Consider the following 14,274-nt stretch of genomic DNA (forward strand, 5'->3'; position numbering starts at 1 on the left):
ACCTTGTATACAGTCTCCTAAACGTTCAACCGGAGGCCCCATGCGACCGTCACCCAAGGTCGTCGCGGCGCTCGTCACACTCCCCCTTGCCCTGACGGCCTGTGGTGGAAGCGGGACGAGCAGCACCCCCGCGGCACCTAGTTCCATAGCCAGCGCCTCGGCCGACGACCGGCCGGTCAAGGACGGCGGCACACTCAACATCGCGCTGAACGCCGACCCCGACGCGCTGGACCCGAGCATCTCGACCACGCTGGTGGGCCGCGAGGTCTTCACCAGCATGTGCGAGAAGCTCTACGACATCGACGCCTCGTCCGCGATCGTCCCGCAGCTCGCCGCGGCACCGCCCGAGCTGTCGGACGACGGCAAGGAAGTGACGATCAAGCTGCGTGAAGGCGTGAAATTCAACGACGGCACGCCGTTCGACGCCGACGCCGTCAAGAAGTCGCTTGACCGCCACCGCACGTGGGAGAAGTCCGCGCGGCAGGCCGACCTGGCCGCGGTGTCGAAGGTGACGGTGGTCGATCCGGCCACGATCAAGCTCACGCTGACGCAGGCGTTCACGCCGCTGACCGCGCAGCTCGCCGACCGCGCCGGCATGATCATGTCGCCGAAGGCGCTCGACTCCGAGGGCGACAACTTCGGCGCGAACCCGGTGTGCGTGGGCCCGTTCAAGTTCGTCAGCAGGACCTCGGGCAGCCAGATCGTGCTGGAGAAGTCGGCCGACTACTACGACGCCGACAAGGTCAAGCTGGACAAGCTCGTATACAAAATCATCGTCGACCCCAACGTGCGCGCCGCGAACCTCAAGTCCGGCGACGTGCAGGTGGCCGACCAGCTCGCCACCAACACGGTCAAGGGCGTGCAGGACGACCCCAACCTGACCGTCGTCTCCGGCGGCGGCCTGGGCTACTACGGCTTCCAGATCAACATCGGCAACGTCAAGGGCTCGACCGCGAAGCCGGGCCCGGTGGACACGCCGCTGGGCAAGCACCCGCAGCTGCGCGAGGCGTTCGAGCTGGCCCTCGACCGGGACGCGATCAACAAGACCGTCTACAACGGGCTGCACGAGGTGGACTGCTACCCGGTGCCGATCGACAGCCCGTACCGGCCGAAGGACCTGCCCGCCTGCCCCAAGCGTGACATCGCCAAGGCCAAGCAGCTCGTGCAGGCGTCCGGCGTGCCGACGCCGATCCCGGTCACCATGGCCACCCCGAACGACGCCGTGAACCAGCGCCTCGCGCAGGTCATCCAGTCGATGACCAAGGAGGCCGGCTTCGACGTCAAGGTGCAGACGGCCGAGTTCGTCAGCGTGCTGGAGCAGGGCAAGGCCGGCAAGTTCGACGTGCTGCTGAGCGGCTGGTCGGGCCGGGTGGACCCGGACGGCAACCTGACGAACCTGATCACCACGCAGGGCAGCAACAACTACGCCGGCATGTCCGACCCGGGCATCGACGAGCCGATCAAGCAGGCGGCCGCCGAGACCGACCCGGCCAAGCGGGCCGAGCTCTACGGCGCCGCCATGAAGAAGGCCGCCGAGCTGCGGGGCGTGGTGTACCTGTACCACAACCTGTACTACCTGGGCATGCACAAGAGCGTCGCGGGCGTGGAGTACTTCAAGGACGGCCTGCCGCGCTTCCGCACCGCCGGGTTCGCCGCCTGATGCTGTGGTTCATCCTCCGTCGATGCGGTTCTGCCGTGATCGTGCTGTTCGTGTCGAGCGTGCTGATCTTCCTGGGGGTACGGGCGCTGCCCGGTGACCCGGCCACCGTCATGGCGGGCCAGGAGGCGTCGCCCGAGGCGATCGAGGCGATCCGGCACGAGTTCGGCCTGGACAAGCCGCTGCCCGCGCAGTACCTCGACTACCTGGGCCAGACGCTGAGCGGCAACTTCGGGCGTTCGACGCAGGACCAGCTGCCGGTGGCCGACATCCTTCTGGAGCGGCTGCCGGTCACGCTGGAGCTGTCGGTGCTGGCCATGCTGGTCGCGATCGTGATCGGCGTGGGTGCGGGCATCGTGGCGGCCGTACGGCGCGGCAAGCTCGCCGACTACCTGGCCACGGCCTTCGGCCTGGCCGGGTTGTCGGTGCCGCACTTCTGGCTCGGTCTGCTCGGCATCCTGCTGTTCGCGGTGACCTGGCGGGTGCTGCCCGCCTCCGGGTACGTGCCCTTCACCGAGGACCCCGTGCAGAACCTGCAGCGCATGATCCTGCCCGCCCTCGTGCTCGGCACGGGCTTCGCGGCGATCCTGATGCGGCAGACCCGCTCGGCCATGCTGGGCGCGCTGTCGGCCGACTACGTCAGGACCGCGCGGTCCAAGGGCCTGCCGGAGGCCAAGGTCGTCGGCGCGCACGCGCTGCGCAACAGCCTGACGACCGTGGTGACCGTGCTCGGCCTGCAGCTCGGCGCGCTCATCAGCGGCGCCGTGGTGACCGAGCAGATCTTCGTCATCCCGGGTTTCGGCAAGCTGACCGTGGACGCGGTGCTGACCAGGAACTACCCCGTCATCCAGGCGGTCGTTCTGGTCACGGTCGTCGGCTACGTGCTGGTCAACCTCCTGGTGGACATCGCCTACGCCTTCCTCAACCCGCGGATCCGGCTGTCGGGAGGCGGACATGACTGAGGTGATGCGCCGCAGGCGGCTGTGGCGGCGCTTCCGCCGCAGGCCGATGCCGATGGCCGGTCTCGTGCTGGTGGTCGCGTTCGTGCTGCTGGCGCTGATCGGGCCGCTGGTGACCGGCGACCCGGCCGCGCAGGACTACATGGCCACGCTGGCCCCGCCGTCGCCTGAGCACCTCATGGGCACCGACGACCTGGGCCGCGACGCGTTCGCCAGGATCGCGCACGGCGCGCAGGTCTCGCTGCAGGCGGGCGTGCTGTCCACGCTGCTCGCGATGGTGGTCGGCATCCCGATCGGGCTGGTGGCCGGCTTCTACCGGCGCTGGCTGGACCCGATCGTGATGCGGCTGGTGGACGTGACGCTGGCCTTCCCGTTCCTGGTGTTCGCGGTGGGCCTGGCCGCCATCATCGGCCCGTCGCTCAAGGGCGTGGTGCTGGCGCTCGGCTTCTCCCAGCTCCCCGCCGTCATCCGGATCACCCGGGGCGAGGTGCTGGCGGTCAGGGAGATGGACTACGTGGCCGCGGCCGTCGCCGACGGCGCCGGAGACGGTCACATCATCTTCCGTTACGTGCTGCCGAACTGCCTCAGCCCGCTCATCGTGCAGGCCACGGTGGCGATCCCGGCCGCGATCATCGGCGAGGCGACGCTGTCGTTCCTCGGCCTGGGCGTGCAGCCGCCCACCCCGTCGTGGGGCGTGATGCTGACGACCGCGCAGCAGTATCTGAGCGACGCGCCCTGGCTGGCCATCTGGCCCGGCCTGATGATCGCCCTGGCCACGCTCGGCTTCAACCTGCTGGGCGACGGGCTGCGTGACGTACTGGACCCGAGGAGCGCCCGATGAGCCTGCTGGAGATCAGCGACCTGAGCGTGCACTTCGCCACCGAGGACGGGCTCGTCCAGGCGGTCAGGGACATCTCGCTCACCCTGGACGAGGGCGAGATCCTGGCGCTGTGCGGCGAGTCCGGCTGCGGCAAGTCGGTCACCGCGATGTCGATCCCCCGGCTGCTGCCGCCGGACACGACCCGGCTGAAGGGCTCGATCAAGCTGGACGGCCGCGAGCTGACCACGCTGCCCGAGCCGGAGATGCGCCGGGTGCGCGGCAAGACGGTCTCGGTCGTCTTCCAGGAGCCGATGACCTCGCTCAACCCGTCGTTCACCGTCGGCTACCAGATCACCGAGGTGCTGCGGCGGCACGAGAAGCTGTCGCGGCAGGCCGCCGCCGCGCGCGCGGTCGAGCTGCTGGAACTGGTCGGCATCCCGGCGCCCCAGCGGCGCATGAAGGAGTACCCGCACCAGCTCTCCGGCGGCATGCGGCAGCGCGTGATGATCGCGATCGCGGTGGCCTGCTCGCCGCGCGTGCTGATCGCCGACGAGCCCACCACGGCGCTCGACGTGACGATCCAGGCGGGCGTGCTCGACGTCTTCCGCGACCTGCGCGACCGGCTCGGCACCGCGATCATCCTCATCACGCACGACCTGGGCGTGGTGGCCGACATCGCCGACAGGGCGATCGTCATGTACGCGGGCCGCGCCGTCGAGCAGGCCCCGGTGACCGAGCTGTTCGCCAATCCGCGGCACCCGTACACGCTGGGCCTGATGAAGGCCCTGCCGTCGGCGGCGGTCAACGGCAGGCTGGCGGAGATCCCCGGCATGGTGCCCTCGCCGCTGTCGGACCCCGACCAGTGCGCCTTCCACGACCGCTGCCCGCGCGTCCAGGAGGACTGCCGGCTGTCCAGGCCGCCGCTGACCCGCCAGGGAGAGGGCCACCTGGCGGCCTGCTATTACCCGGGAGGTGACCGGTGATCCTGCGCATCGACAACCTGGTCAAGCACTACGGCCCCGTACGCGCCGTGGACGGCCTGTCGCTGGAGATCGGCGAGGGCGAGGTGCTCGGCCTGGTCGGCGAGTCGGGCAGCGGCAAGTCCACGGTCGGCAAGTGCGTGCTGCGGCTCACCGAGCCCACCTCGGGGACGATCGAGCTGGCCGGCAAGGACATCACCCACCTGTCGCGGCGCGCCATGCGGCCGCTGCGCAGGGACGTCCACATGGTCTTCCAGGACCCGTTCTCCTCGCTCAACCCGCGCTTCACGATCGAGCAGATCGTCGCCGAGCCGCTGCTGCGGCACAAGGTGGGCGACCGGCGCGAGGTGGCGGCGCGGGTGGCCGCCATGCTGGAGAAGGTCGGCCTGCGGCAGGAGATGCGCAGGCGCTACCCGCACGAGCTGTCCGGCGGTCAGCGGCAGCGGGTGGGCCTGGCCAGGGCGCTCGTGCTGGAGCCGAAGCTGGTCGTGGCCGACGAGCCGGTCTCGGCGCTGGATGTGTCGGTGCAGGCGTCGGTGCTCAACCTCATCACCGACCTGCAGCGGGACATGAAGTTCTCGTGCCTGTTCATCACCCATGACCTGTCGGTGGTGGAGTTCCTGGCCGACCGGATCGCCGTCATGTACCTCGGCAAGATCGTCGAGTCGGGCCCGACGAAGGAGATCTTCGAACAGCCGCGGCATCCGTACACGCAGGCCCTGCTGTCGGCGGCGCCGGTGGCCGACCCGGTCAAGCAGCGGCAGCGGCGCAGGATCGTGCTGGGCGGCGACGTGCCGAGCCCGGTCGATCCGCCGGCCGGCTGCCGCTTCCACACGCGCTGCCCGCTGGCGTACGACGAGTGCCGCACCACCGAACCCCTCTTGAACGACCCACGTGGCAGCGGTCACCCCGCCGCCTGCCACCTGGTAACGGCGGATCGCGTCCCCGACGCCGCCGCCCCCCGATAAGAAGGAGAAAGTACTTGTTCACCACCAGGCCCGAGCTGTCGGGCGACTTCGGCATGGTCGCCAGCACGCACTGGCTGGCCTCCGCCACCGGCATGAGCGTGCTGGAGCGCGGCGGCAACGCCTTCGACGCGGCGGTGGCCGCCGGGTTCGTGCTGCAGGTCGCCGAGCCGCATCTGAACGGCCCCGGCGGCGAGGTGCCGATCCTGCTGTGGAGCGAGGAGGAGCAGAAGGTGTCGGTCGTGTGCGGGCAGGGTGTGGCGCCCGCCGCGGCCACCATCGAGCGCTTCGCCGAGCTGGGCCTGGACGTCGTGCCCGGCACCGGGCTGCTCGCCGCCACGGTGCCCGGCGCGTTCGGCGGCTGGATGCTGATGCTGGAGCGCTGGGGCACGTGGGAGCTGGCGGACGTGCTGGCCCCGGCGATCCACTACGCCGAGAACGGCGTCCCGGTGCTGGAGCGGATCTCGGCCACGATCTCGTCGGTCGAGAGCCTGTTCAGGGAGGACTGGCACACCTCGGCGGCCACCTGGCTGCCCGGCGGGAAGGTTCCCGCGCCGGGCACGAAGCTGGCCAACCCGGTGCTCGCGGCCACGTACCGCAAGCTGATCGCGGAGGCCGAGGCGGCGGCGAGCACCCGCGAAGGCCGCCTGGAGGCGGCCAGGAAGGCCTGGTACGAGGGCTTCGTCGCAGAGGCGATCGCCGAGTTCAGCGCCAAGACGGCCTGGCGCGACAGCTCGGGCGAGGTGCACGGCGGCCTGCTGACCGGCGACGACCTCGCGGGCTGGCGGGCGTCGGTGGAGGAGCCGCTGACCTTCGACTACCACGGCTACACCGTCGCCAAGACGGGCCCGTGGGGCCAGGGCCCGGTGTTCCTGCAGCAGCTCGCCCTGCTGGAGGGCGCCGGACTCGACGGGATGGACTTCCTCGGCGCCGACTACGTGCACACCGTGATCGAGGCCGCCAAGCTCGCCTTCGCCGACCGCGAGGCGTGGTACGGCGACACCGACGTGCCGATGGCCGACCTGCTGAGCCCCGCCTACAACGCCGAGCGGCGGGCGCTGATCGGCGCGCAGGCCAGCACGGAGCTGCGGCCCGGCTCCCCCGGCGGGCGCACGCCGAAGCTGCCGGTCTTCCCCGACCCCGGCACGTTCAGCAGCGCGCCCGGCGTGTCCGGCTCCCGCAGGCCGCAGGGCGTGGGCGAGCCGACGGTCGCGCGTGACGGCACGGTCAAGGGCGACACCTGTCACGTGGACGTGGTGGACCGGTGGGGCAACATGGTCTCGGCCACGCCCAGCGGCGGCTGGCTGCAGAGCTCCCCCACGATCCCGCAGCTCGGCTTCTGCCTCGGCACGCGGGCGCAGATGTTCTGGCTGCAGGAGGGCGTGGCGACCGCGCTGCGGCCCGGCGCGCGGCCCCGTACGACGCTGTCGCCGTCCTTCGCGCTCAGGGACGGCAAGCCGTGGCTGGCGTTCGGCACCCCCGGCGGCGACCAGCAGGACCAGTGGAGCCTCAACTTCTTCCTGGCGGTCGTGCACGGCAAACTGAACCTCCAGGAGGCCATCGACGCCCCCATGTTCCACAGCGAGCACTTCCCCAGCTCGTTCTTCCCGCGCGGCTCCCGCCCCGGCGTGATGCACGTCGAGGACCGGCTGGATGCGGCCGTCATCGCGGAGCTGCGGCGGCGCGGCCACGAGGTCGAGACGCAGGGCCCGTGGTCGCTCGGCCGGCTCAGTGCCGTGGCCCGTGACGGCGACCTGCTCAAGGCCGCCGCCAACCCGCGTGGCGCACAGGGCTACGCCGTCGGCCGATGACGCTTCACGACCTGCTCTTCCTGGCAGGGGCGGGCCTGCTGGCCGGCGTGGTCAACGCGCTGGCCGGCGGCGGCACGCTCGTGTCCTTCCCGGCGCTGCTCGCGCTGGGCTATCCGGGCCTGACCGCGACCGTGACCAACTCGGTCGCGCTCTGGCCCGGGTATCTGGGCGGCGTGCTCGGCTACCGCGCCGAGCTGCGCGGCCAGCGCCGGCGCGCCGCCGTCCTGTCGGTCACGGCGGTGCTGGGGGCGTGCGGCGGCAGCGCGCTGCTGCTGCTCACGCCGGGCCGGCTGTTCGAGTCGCTGGTGCCCTGGCTGGTGGGCTTCGCCAGCCTCGGGCTGCTCGCCCAGCCGTGGCTGCGCAAGCATCTCGGCGGTGAGGAGGGCGGCAGGACCAGCCGCCTGGTCTACGCGGGAGTGTTCGTCGGCGGCCTGTACGGCGCCTACTTCAACGGCGGCATGGGCGTGGTGCTGCTGACCGTGCTCGGCATGTTCCTGCACGACAACCTGCACCGGGTCAACGCGGTGCGCGCCATGCTGTCGCTGGTGATCAGCTCGGTCTCGGTGATCGCGTTCTCGCTGTTCGGCCCCGTACGCTGGCTGGCGGTCGCGGTGATCGCGCCGGCCAGCCTCGCGGGCGGCTTCCTCGGCACCCGCGTGGCCAGACTCATGCCGCCGGCGGTGCTGCGCGGCGTGGTCGTCGTGTTCGGATTGGGCGTGGCCATCGCCCTGGCGGTGCGCTGACGGGTCAGGCGACGGTGGCCTCGATCAGGTCGTCCACCACTTCCTGCAGATCGTTGCCCCGCTCGTACGCCCTGCGCTGCCGCATCGCCCCCGACCCCGTCCGCAGCAGCCGGTCGAGGCCCTCCTGGACGAACTTCAGGTCACCGGCCTCGGCCAGCGCCGCGCGTACGTGCTCGATGAGCCGCCCGGCCATCACCGCGGCCTGGCACGAGCGTGCCGTCGCGCACGTCGAGGATCTCGCCCTGCAGCCCGTAGCGTGCCGCCCGCCAGTACGCGGCGCGCAGCACCTCGCCCGGCACCGGCAGCCCCCGGTCGCCCCGTCTGACCGCGCCGAGCGCGGTGACCACGAGCGCCCGGATGAGCCCGATCAGGGTGAGGCTGTCGGTCACGTCGAGCGGTACGTCGGCCACCCTGATCTCCACGGTCGGCAGCCGGGGCGACGGCCGGGAGTCCCAGTAGACCGTCTTGGCGTCGAGCAGCGCCCCCGATCTCGCCAGGGCCTCGAGTGCGCCTTCGTACGCCCCGTAGGAGGGGAAGTACGGGGCGCTCCCGAGACCGGCCAGCGCCCCCAGCTGATCACTCGCCAGGATGCGTAGCCGGTGTCGCGGCCCACGAAGAACGGCGAGTTGGCGGCCAGTGCGATGAGCGTCGGCAGCCATGGCCGCAGGTGGTTGCCGACGTAGACGGCGTGCTCGGGATCGGGCACGTCGACGTGTACGTGCAGGGCGCAGATGCTGAGCTCGTCCTGCAGTCCCCGGTAAAGGACGCGGCCCTGAAGGTAGCGGTCGTCGTCGGTGAGCGGCGGTGGCATCACGTTGCCCAGGACCGGGATGCCGCTGGCGACGACCGCGAGGCCGCATGAGCGGGCCGCGCCCGCCACTTCCTTGCGCGCGGAGCGCAGCCGCCAGCCGAGCTCGTTCAGGTCGGCGGACGGCGGCGTGCGCGCCTCCACCTGGAATCGGGTGATCTCTTGCACCACGTCGAGCACGTCCGTTGCGGCGGCTAAGACCTCGGCCGCCCGGGGAGCGACGTGGCGGGTGCGGGGATCGACGACGAGGTACTCCTCTTCGATCCCGATAAGCGGAATCATGCCCACACCTCGCTGGGAGTCCACATCTCCGTAGGAGTGTGCCCCCACCTCACCCACCGGAAAACCAGGGTTGTCAGGGCGTGAACTCGACGGGGCCGTAAAGCGCGTGGGCGGCCTTGGTGGTCATCGCCCAGTAACGGTCGCCGTACGACCAGTGCCACCACTCGGTGGGGTAGTTGACCAGGCCGGCGGCCTCGAGGGCGGCGCCGAGCAGCTTGCGGTGGGCGCGGGCGTCGTCGGAGATGTTGGGCGCGGCGGTGTAGCAGGCGCCCTCGCTCTGCTCGGGGTTGTCGTTGACCTGGGTGCCCATGTCGTACTCGGTGCCGTCGGGCGAGCACAGCGTGAGGTCGACGGCGGCGCCCGCGGTGTGCGGGGCGACCTCGACCGGGGAGACGTAGCGGCTGGCGGCGACGTACGACTCCTCGGGCGTCAGGCCGGTGAGCGTGGCGCGGTAGTCGTCGAAGATCTTGCGCTGGGTGGCGACGGGCCGGTAGCCCTCGACGATGAGCAGGTGGTAGCCGGCGGGCAGCAGGCTCTCGGCGTGTTCGAGCCGCTGCAGCACCCCGGCCCGCAGGTGGGCGTAGGCGCCCTGGTCGTCGGCCAGGCGGTCGTCGACGCGGAGCCTGCCGCGTACGTCGACCAGGGGTTCGCCGCTCTCCTTGACCGGAATCGAGGTCACGCGGGAGTCGGAGATGAGCACGACATCGTTCGGGGACTGCCACATGTGCAGTGATTCTCACACAGTGTCGGAGAACACCTGCTCCCGGGCCTGCTCCAACGCCGCCACGAGAGCCCCGCGCAGCACCGGGTTCCCGGCCACCCGCGTGGTGACGACGGCCGGCGGGGTGGGGCACAGCCGCGCCACCGCCTCCTGCACCTTCCCGGCCAGCCTTTCGCCGCCCGCCCTGCCGACGTCGCCGCTGAGCACGATGAGCCCGGGGTCGAGCACCACGCTGACGGCCGCCGCGCCGACGGCGATCCTGGACGCGACCGCGTCGAGGAAGGGGTCGTTTCCGTTGCGCAGCAGGTCGGGCACGGTTTTGCCGGTCACGCCGTGCTCCTCGGCCAGGCCGCGTAGCGCGGCGTGGCCCACCAGCCGCTGGTAGGAGCCGGACTGCGGCTCGGACACGTCGGTCGGCAGCGGCTCTCCGGGGACCGGCAGCCAGCCGATCTCGCCGGCCCCGCCGGTGCTGCCCCGGTGCAGGCGGCCGCCGAGCATGACGCCCATGCCCTGGCCGACGCCGGCCCAGATGACCACGAAGTCGTCGTGGCCGACGGCGGCGCCGTAACGGTGCTCGGCGAGCGCGACGAGGTTGACGTCGTTTTCGATGGTGACGGACGCGCCGAGCGTCTTGCGCAGGCTGGCCAGCACGCCGACGTGCCAGGAGGGCAGGTCGTACGACCAGCGCACGTCCCCGGTGGCCGGATCGACCACGCCCCTGCTGCCGATGACGAAGGAACGCAGCCGCGACAGGTCGATCTCGGCCGCGTCGCAGGCCCGGCGCACGGCGGCGTGCACGGCCTTGACCGGGTCGCCCCCGTCGGCGGGGTCGAGGGTGATCTCGATCACCGTGCGTCCTGTGATGTCCGCCACACCGACCCTGAGGCTGTCGGGCAGCACTTCGAGACCGGCGACGTACGCGCTGGACGGGACGACGGCGTACAGCGCGGCGTGCGGTCCCCTGCCGCCCGCCCGCTCACCCGCCACCTCGACCAGCCCCCGCTCTTCCAGTCGGGCCAGGAGCTGACCTGCGGTTACCTTGGACAGGCCGGTCCGCTCGCCGAGCTCGGCACGGGTGAGCGGGCCTTCTCCGAGGAGCAGTTCGAGTGCCGCGCGGTCGTTCAGCCGGCGCAGCAACCGGGGTGTTCCCGGGTCTCGGCCCATCGGCGCCCTCTCTCCGTCACGATCGGCTAACAAGCGTTTCTTTTAAGAAAGTTTCTTGTTAGTTTAGCACCATCGTTCGGCATATGACGATCAGCCTGGTGCGGACCGTTGGCCAGCACCCGGGAAGGGAGAACCCTGTGAGGATCGCGAAGATCACAGCCGCGGCGGCCACCTCGGCCGCGCTGGCTTTGGGCCTGGCCGCCTGTGGCGGAAGTGAGGAGCCCACCACGTCCTCACCCAGCGCCGCCGCCTCGGGCCCCGCCTTCGCGGGCAAGACGTTGAGCGTGTGGCGCCTCGGCGACAGCAACCCCGCGGCGGCGAAGTACATGGAGGAGCTGAACGCCGAGTTCAAGGCTAAGACCGGCGCGGACGTCAAGCTCGAGTGGATCCCCTGGCCGCAGGTGGCCGACAAGTTCGCCGCCGCCGCCACCGGCACCGGCCCGGACGTGACCGAGATCGGCAACGACCAGGTCCCCATGTGGCAGAGCCAGGACGCCCTTGAGCCGGTCACCGACATCGCCCGCGAGGGCGACAGGGCCCAGATCCCGCAGAACCTCTACGGCTACGAGACGGTGGACGGCGAGATCTACGCCATCCCGTGGGGCGCCGGCGCCCGCGCGGTGCTCTACCGCAAGGACTGGTTCGACGAGCTCAAGATCGAGATCCCGAAGACCTGGGACGAGCTCGTCGCCGCCGCCAAGAAGATCCAGAAGGAGAAGGGCGAGGGCGTGGACGGCTTCGCCTTCAACGGCGGCTCCGACGCCAACCACCTGCTGGCCGCGTTCGCCTGGTCCGAGGGCGGCGAGTACGCCGTCAAGGAGGGCGACAAGTGGGTCGGCAAGCTCACCGAGCCCGGCTTCGCCGCGGGCTTCGCCACCTACACCGGCCTCGTCACCGACGGCCTGTCCAGCAAGGCCAACCTGACGCTGAACACGGTGGACATCCGCAAGCGCTTCGCCAACGACAAGGTCGCGATGTACCTCACCGCCGCCTGGGACCTGCCCGGTATCGAGGAGGACTCCAAGGGCAAGCTGAAGGGCGACAAGCTCGGCTTCTTCCCGCTGCCGTCCAAGAAGGGCGGCCCGGCCCCGTCGTTCTTCGGCGGCAACGACCTCGCGGTGTGGGGCGGCACCCAGCAGGCCGAGCTGGCCAAGGAATACGTCAAGCTGGCCACCAGCAAGACCTGGGCCGACCGCTACGCCAAGGAGGGCGGCCTGCTCCCGGTCTACCCCGACACCCTGGCCCAGATGAAGGAGGACCCCGCGCAGGGCGCCTTCGCCCAGGCCTTCGCCAACGCCAGGGCGTTCCCGGCCGACCCCAACTGGTCGGAGGCCGACGCCACCAAGGCCGTGCTGCAGAACGCGGCGCGCGACGTCATCGAGGGCAAGAAGGACGCCGCCACGGCCCTGGCCGACGCCAACAAGGAACTCGAAGAGATCCTGAACCAGTAACGATGGCCGACACGACGACGGTCGCCCGGGGCACGGAGTCCTCCCCCGCCCCGGGCCGCCGGAAGAAGAGCGACCGGGCTCCGCGCGCCGCAGGACTGCCCGTCTGGAGCATCCCGTACCTCCTGCTCGTCCCCGGCCTGCTGGTCATCGCGGGGCTGCTGCTCTACCCGATGGTCCAGCTCGGCATCATGGCCTTCCAGAAGGTCGGCCTGGCGCAGATCAGGGGCAGCAGGCCCGCCGAGTGGGTGGGGCTGGAGAACTTCGAGAAGATCCTGAGCAACGACATCTTCTGGTCGGCCCTGCGCAACACCGTCGTCTTCGCGGCCGTCGCGGTCAGCATGACGCTCGTCGTCGGCACGGCGGTCGGCGTGCTGCTGCACCGGCTCGGCAAGAAGATGTCGCTGTTCGTGGTCATCGGCTGCATGTTCGCCTGGGCGGTGCCGCCCGTCGCACAGGGCGTCGTCTGGCGCTCGCTGTTCGACGCCGAGTCCGGCATCGTCAACTGGGCGCTGAACCTGCTGCCCGACTGGCTCGCCGCGCCACCGGACGGCCAGCCGAGCTGGACCGGCACCCCCTGGCTCAACGACACCGTCCCCCTCTACATCGCGCTCGTGGTCTGCGTGGTGTGGGCCGGCTTCCCGTTCATCGCCGTCTCGGTGCTGGCCGGACTCAAGGGCATCCCCCACGAGCTGTACGAGGCCGCCAAGGTGGACGGCTCGGGCCCGTGGCACACGTTCAGGAAGATCACGCTGCCGATGCTCAGGCCGGTCTTCGCGGTCCTGACGGTCCTGTCGATCATCTGGGACTTCAAGGTCTTCAGCCAGCTCTACGTGCTGATGAACGGGCCGACCAACCGTGACGGCTTCAACCTGTCCATGTACGCGGTCGCCGAGGCGTTCCGTCCTCCGCAGAAGCTGGGCACCGGCGCGGCCATCTCGGTGGTGCTGACGATCATCCTGCTCATCGTCACCGTCGTGTACGTCAGGCAGATCGTGAAGCAGGAGGAGATGTGACCCCCCTCGCCCGCAAGAGGCTCGGCAAGGTCCTGCTGAACACGGCAGGCGTCCTGGTCTTCCTGTACGCGGTCTTCCCCGTCTACTGGATGGTCTCCACCGGCTTCAAGGAGAACGACCAGATCTTCACGACGGAGTTCATCCCGTTCCCGACGCACTTCACCTTCGAGCACTTCGAGCGGGTGCTGACCGAGGGCGTCGCGAACAACTCCATCTGGCTCTACATGCGCAACAGCGCGATCGTGGCGCTCGGCACCGTGCTCATCGGCTCGGTCTTCGCGCTGCTGTCGGCCACCGCGATCGCCCGCTTCCGCTTCAAGGGCCGCGGCCTGTTCCTGGTGACGCTGCTGGTCGTGCAGATGCTGCCCGCCGAGGGCCTGCTCATCCCGCTGTACATGATGGTCAAGCGGGTCGGGCTCGGCGATCAGCTCCTCGGCCTCATCGTCACCCAGGTCGCGCTGACGCTGCCGTTCGGCGTGTGGATGCTGCGCACGTTCGTCGCCGCCGTGCCCAAGTCGCTGGAGGAGGCGGCCTGGATCGACGGCGCCGGACGCATGACGGCGTTCTGGCGGGTGGTCTTCCCGCTGGTCGCGCCCGGCCTGGTGGCCACCAGCATCTTCTCGTTCATCACCGCGTGGAACGACCTGGTCTTCGCCCTCTACCTGATGTCGGGGTCCGAGGGATACACGATGCCGGTCGCCCTGCAGTACTACTTCGGGCAGAAGGGCGTCGACTGGGGCGCCATCATGGCCGGCTCGACCCTCATGACGCTGCCGGTCGTCATCTTCTTCCTGTTCGTGCAGCGCCGCATGGTCTCCGGGCTGGTCGCCGGGGCCGTCAAGGGCTGACACGACACCGTACGGGGTCCGGCACGGCCCTTCGCCGTGCCCATCTACCCAA

General features: G+C 70.5%; 15 protein-coding genes. 10 read left to right on the forward strand and 5 right to left on the reverse strand.

The features are described 5' to 3' along the window. Positions 1-40 precede the first annotated feature (40 nt). From WBK31_RS26400 to WBK31_RS26430, 7 genes are read left to right on the forward strand one after another with little or no spacing between them, the layout of a single operon-like run. On the forward strand, positions 41-1,660 hold the full coding sequence (locus WBK31_RS26400) for an ABC transporter substrate-binding protein (RefSeq protein ID WP_364057251.1): 1,620 nt from the start codon (positions 41-43) through the stop codon (positions 1,658-1,660). Continuing rightward, positions 1,660-2,619, forward strand: a complete 960-nt coding sequence (locus tag WBK31_RS26405; RefSeq protein ID WP_364057253.1) for an ABC transporter permease — start codon at positions 1,660-1,662, stop codon at positions 2,617-2,619. The genes WBK31_RS26400 and WBK31_RS26405 overlap by 1 nt, the downstream gene beginning before the upstream one ends. After that, entirely contained in the window at positions 2,612-3,457 is an 846-nt protein-coding gene (locus WBK31_RS26410; RefSeq protein ID WP_364057255.1) for an ABC transporter permease, read from the forward strand. Before WBK31_RS26405 ends, WBK31_RS26410 begins: the two co-directional genes overlap by 8 nt. Then, positions 3,454-4,419, forward strand: a complete 966-nt coding sequence (locus WBK31_RS26415; protein WP_364057257.1) for an ABC transporter ATP-binding protein — start codon at positions 3,454-3,456, stop codon at positions 4,417-4,419. Before WBK31_RS26410 ends, WBK31_RS26415 begins: the two co-directional genes overlap by 4 nt. Beyond that, complete coding sequence (locus tag WBK31_RS26420) at positions 4,416-5,384, forward strand: oligopeptide/dipeptide ABC transporter ATP-binding protein (RefSeq protein WP_364057260.1); 969 nt, start codon at positions 4,416-4,418, stop codon at positions 5,382-5,384. The genes WBK31_RS26415 and WBK31_RS26420 overlap by 4 nt, the downstream gene beginning before the upstream one ends. 53 nt (positions 5,385-5,437) lie before the next feature. Beyond that, positions 5,438-7,192, forward strand: a complete 1,755-nt coding sequence (locus tag WBK31_RS26425) for a gamma-glutamyltransferase family protein (protein WP_364057567.1) — start codon at positions 5,438-5,440, stop codon at positions 7,190-7,192. Beyond that, a complete protein-coding gene (locus tag WBK31_RS26430) occupies positions 7,189-7,935 on the forward strand; it encodes a sulfite exporter TauE/SafE family protein (protein WP_364057263.1) in 747 nt (248 codons plus the stop codon). The genes WBK31_RS26425 and WBK31_RS26430 overlap by 4 nt, the downstream gene beginning before the upstream one ends. Positions 7,936-7,939: 4 nt before the next feature. On the opposite strand, the gene WBK31_RS26435 is transcribed toward WBK31_RS26430, so the two are convergent. From WBK31_RS26435 to WBK31_RS26455, 5 genes are all read right to left on the reverse strand, one after another. Further along, positions 7,940-8,128: a hypothetical protein gene (locus WBK31_RS26435; protein ID WP_406673346.1), complete on the reverse strand. Its 189-nt coding sequence runs from the start codon at positions 8,126-8,128 to the stop codon at positions 7,940-7,942. Then, a complete protein-coding gene (locus tag WBK31_RS26440) occupies positions 8,076-8,345 on the reverse strand; it encodes a hypothetical protein (RefSeq protein WP_406673347.1) in 270 nt (89 codons plus the stop codon). Before WBK31_RS26440 ends, WBK31_RS26435 begins: the two co-directional genes overlap by 53 nt. Next, entirely contained in the window at positions 8,321-9,025 is a 705-nt protein-coding gene (locus tag WBK31_RS26445; protein ID WP_406673348.1) for a glutamate-cysteine ligase family protein, read from the reverse strand. The genes WBK31_RS26440 and WBK31_RS26445 overlap by 25 nt, the downstream gene beginning before the upstream one ends. A gap of 73 nt (positions 9,026-9,098) precedes the next feature. Then, a complete protein-coding gene (locus WBK31_RS26450) occupies positions 9,099-9,749 on the reverse strand; it encodes a M15 family metallopeptidase (protein ID WP_364057269.1) in 651 nt (216 codons plus the stop codon). 12 nt (positions 9,750-9,761) lie between these two features. Continuing rightward, positions 9,762-10,910, reverse strand: a complete 1,149-nt coding sequence (locus WBK31_RS26455) for an ROK family protein (RefSeq protein WP_406673349.1) — start codon at positions 10,908-10,910, stop codon at positions 9,762-9,764. A gap of 137 nt (positions 10,911-11,047) precedes the next feature. Between WBK31_RS26455 and WBK31_RS26460 the strand changes: the two genes are divergently transcribed. The 3 genes from WBK31_RS26460 to WBK31_RS26470 are packed head-to-tail and all read left to right on the forward strand — an operon-like array spanning position 11,048 to position 14,222. Further along, the gene (locus tag WBK31_RS26460; RefSeq protein ID WP_364057275.1) at positions 11,048-12,361 is read left to right on the forward strand and encodes an extracellular solute-binding protein; all 1,314 of its coding nucleotides are present in this window, start codon (positions 11,048-11,050) and stop codon (positions 12,359-12,361) included. Between the two features lie 2 nt (positions 12,362-12,363). Further along, complete coding sequence (locus tag WBK31_RS26465) at positions 12,364-13,374, forward strand: carbohydrate ABC transporter permease (RefSeq protein ID WP_378787032.1); 1,011 nt, start codon at positions 12,364-12,366, stop codon at positions 13,372-13,374. Next, a complete protein-coding gene (locus tag WBK31_RS26470) occupies positions 13,371-14,222 on the forward strand; it encodes a carbohydrate ABC transporter permease (RefSeq protein WP_364057280.1) in 852 nt (283 codons plus the stop codon). The genes WBK31_RS26465 and WBK31_RS26470 overlap by 4 nt, the downstream gene beginning before the upstream one ends. Positions 14,223-14,274 lie beyond the last annotated feature (52 nt).

It is taken from the genome of Nonomuraea sp. N2-4H (assembly GCF_045291505.1).
Lineage (GTDB): Bacteria > Actinomycetota > Actinomycetes > Streptosporangiales > Streptosporangiaceae > Nonomuraea > Nonomuraea fastidiosa.

What these genes read in the sequence shown, in the direction of transcription:
- WBK31_RS26425 (WP_364057567.1), top strand. Translation starts at nt 5,438, where the DNA reads ATGGTCGCCAGCACGCACTGGCTGGCCTCCGCCACCGGCATGAGCGTG.
- WBK31_RS26435 (WP_406673346.1), bottom strand. Translation starts at nt 8,128, where the DNA reads ATGGCCGGGCGGCTCATCGAGCACGTACGCGCGGCGCTGGCCGAGGCC.
- WBK31_RS26410 (WP_364057255.1), top strand. Translation starts at nt 2,612, where the DNA reads ATGACTGAGGTGATGCGCCGCAGGCGGCTGTGGCGGCGCTTCCGCCGC.
- WBK31_RS26415 (WP_364057257.1), top strand. Translation starts at nt 3,454, where the DNA reads ATGAGCCTGCTGGAGATCAGCGACCTGAGCGTGCACTTCGCCACCGAG.
- WBK31_RS26400 (WP_364057251.1), top strand. Translation starts at nt 41, where the DNA reads ATGCGACCGTCACCCAAGGTCGTCGCGGCGCTCGTCACACTCCCCCTT.
- WBK31_RS26445 (WP_406673348.1), bottom strand. Translation starts at nt 9,025, where the DNA reads ATGATTCCGCTTATCGGGATCGAAGAGGAGTACCTCGTCGTCGATCCC.
- WBK31_RS26450 (WP_364057269.1), bottom strand. Translation starts at nt 9,749, where the DNA reads ATGTGGCAGTCCCCGAACGATGTCGTGCTCATCTCCGACTCCCGCGTG.
- WBK31_RS26465 (WP_378787032.1), top strand. Translation starts at nt 12,364, where the DNA reads ATGGCCGACACGACGACGGTCGCCCGGGGCACGGAGTCCTCCCCCGCC.
- WBK31_RS26430 (WP_364057263.1), top strand. Translation starts at nt 7,189, where the DNA reads ATGACGCTTCACGACCTGCTCTTCCTGGCAGGGGCGGGCCTGCTGGCC.
- WBK31_RS26405 (WP_364057253.1), top strand. Translation starts at nt 1,660, where the DNA reads ATGCTGTGGTTCATCCTCCGTCGATGCGGTTCTGCCGTGATCGTGCTG.
- WBK31_RS26455 (WP_406673349.1), bottom strand. Translation starts at nt 10,910, where the DNA reads ATGGGCCGAGACCCGGGAACACCCCGGTTGCTGCGCCGGCTGAACGAC.